4 protein-coding genes are annotated in these 1971 nt (G+C 46.8%); all 4 read right to left on the bottom strand.

The genetic code is table 11. The features are described 5' to 3' along the window. Nucleotides 1-42 precede the first annotated feature (42 nt). On the bottom strand, nucleotides 43-168 hold the full coding sequence (locus AC06L3_RS04440; RefSeq protein ID WP_475669414.1) for a hypothetical protein: 126 nt from the start codon (nucleotides 166-168) through the stop codon (nucleotides 43-45). A 4-nt stretch (nucleotides 169-172) separates the two neighbouring features. Beyond that, on the bottom strand, nucleotides 173-379 hold the full coding sequence (locus AC06L3_RS04435) for a hypothetical protein (RefSeq protein ID WP_475669413.1): 207 nt from the start codon (nucleotides 377-379) through the stop codon (nucleotides 173-175). 33 nt (nucleotides 380-412) lie between these two features. After that, the gene (locus AC06L3_RS04430; protein WP_475669412.1) at nucleotides 413-751 is read right to left on the bottom strand and encodes an HIRAN domain-containing protein; all 339 of its coding nucleotides are present in this window, start codon (nucleotides 749-751) and stop codon (nucleotides 413-415) included. Between the two features lie 115 nt (nucleotides 752-866). Beyond that, nucleotides 867-1067 (bottom strand): WCX domain-containing protein, encoded by a 201-nt coding sequence (locus AC06L3_RS04425; RefSeq protein ID WP_475669415.1) that lies wholly within the window; start codon nucleotides 1065-1067, stop codon nucleotides 867-869. Nucleotides 1068-1971 lie beyond the last annotated feature (904 nt).

The following is a 1971-nucleotide window of genomic DNA, read 5'->3' as shown; positions in this document are numbered from 1 at the left end:
TGAATCCTTATTTTCTGAAATCTGCGGAAGCTAAGTTACTGCTTACACCATCTGGCCCGAGGAGCCTTTGCCAAACTCGTCGAACGGTTCGCCGTGGTAATACCGGCAATATCTTATCAGCTGCTCCGGGGTGTAGGCTGTTTGCTCCCTGTCTCTTTCCCTTTCCATAAAGCTATTTTTTCCAGAACTGTTGTTCACACTCACAGCAGGCCCACTGCGGATCTCCTTCCATATGGATGCAGCAGCCTCCGAGAACTACTTCCTTACGTTCTGCCATCTCAAACAGTTCAGGACCTGGTTCGCCATAGACAATCTTTACAACTTTGCCACCGCATTTGGGGCATTTGCAGGGTTTGCGATTTACGATGATTGGTTTCATACCTTTTGTCATTTGATTCAACAATATCGGTAATTACCGGCCTTCATTCTTCTTGAGATACACAATAACCTCCACCTGCTCCTCAGGGTGGGCGTCCGGGGCCATTCTCTGTACGCGGACTTCATACATATCGCCCCATCCCATATCGAGGAACTTGCTGATGTCGTGGTTCTCTCCGCGAGGGATGAATCCGAGTTTCAGGTCATTGTAGTAGATGGCCACGGCATACGGGTCGAACTTGTTGTCTTCTTCTCTTTCGAGCTGGAGCTTTGTGCCGATCTTGAGGTTCTCGAATGCCTCGCATCCATCCCAGTAGCTGAATCCGGCAATGTGAAAATTCATCAGATGTACTTTCTTCATTTCTCTTTCCATAATCGTAATTTTTAGATTGTTAAACTTGTTTCCTTTTCATTACGATACAAAAATGAAATGAGATTGTCTCAAAGTGTGGGACAGTCTTGAAAAAAGTGAAATTATTTGTAAAAAATTATTCATATAGTCCGGCGGCTTCTTCGTGCTGCCGCTTGATTTCATCGGCCAGCCACTGCGGCTCCATCACCTGAATGAGCGGACCGCGGGAGAGCAGCGGGCTGAAGAAGTCGGCTGTCGGGCGTATCTGTATCTCGAAGTCTGACCAATCTTCCGTTGTCTCGACTTCCTTCTGGGTGAAATGAAGCGGCGTTTGAATAGCTTGACGCAGTAGGGATCCACCGTCATCTTTGAATCTTCTTCGGCTGCGTATTTGTGATAGACAACATCAATCCTGACGCTGCGTTTCATTGCTTCGATGAATTTGTGAAGATCTTCTCCGTCTGATGGTATCGGTTCAAGCAGGATTCTGTCGGCAACGGCTTTGCTCTCGGCCAGCACTGAATTGACCGACAATGTTGAGAGCATCCAGTTCTGTATGGATTCTTCCTTCAGGACTTCTGAATTGCCAATATAATACTTGAACCCATCTCTTTTGTCGCACTCGATGTCGATGCCGAACATATCCTGAATGGCGTCCTTGTGGCGATTGAAGGTGCTGCGGACCATCGGCAGACCTTCCGACATATCGGTCTCAACCCATTTGCGGTTGATTTCTTCAAGGCTGATTTTCCCGGCACGGAAGATTGTGTTCACCAGCCAGATGTATTCCTGAAAGAGGGTGTAGGATTTCACTTGATGTGATGTTTGCTTGCTTGGACTCAAAGGTACAAAACAATTGTCGCATTTCGTGGGACAATGTGGGATTTTTGGACTGAAACGGGGGCAAAGTCCACGGAAAGAGGGTGAAACTATGGACTTTCGCGAAAAAGATGTAACTTTGCTATTGACAAAGAGTAGCAAGACACACTTGTCCTTAATTTGAAAATAACAGCACATTTGCTGATTACGCGCATTCTCAGAAACCTGGCAGTTTATTTAAAGATGCAAAGCGTAACAGGCGGATGTCCATACTTCCCGTATGGGCCAAAGCTTGTTCGCGCATCTTTTCCCTTGCCAGGGGGTCTGAGAGCGGCAAGTGGAGGTCCATACTTTTTTGAATCGGGGTACAGTCTTTGCTCATATTGAGTTATGGAACGCGATATCGTTGATAGGGAGTTGCG

It is taken from the genome of Candidatus Egerieousia sp., from assembly GCF_056211015.1.
This window is presented reverse-complemented; position numbering and strand designations above follow the sequence as displayed.

Excerpts from the sequence above, each read along its gene's own strand:
- AC06L3_RS04440 (WP_475669414.1), bottom strand. The coding sequence starts at position 168 with ATGGAAAGGGAAAGAGACAGGGAGCAAACAGCCTACACCCCGGAGCAG.
- AC06L3_RS04435 (WP_475669413.1), bottom strand. The coding sequence starts at position 379 with ATGAAACCAATCATCGTAAATCGCAAACCCTGCAAATGCCCCAAATGC.
- AC06L3_RS04430 (WP_475669412.1), bottom strand. The coding sequence starts at position 751 with ATGGAAAGAGAAATGAAGAAAGTACATCTGATGAATTTTCACATTGCC.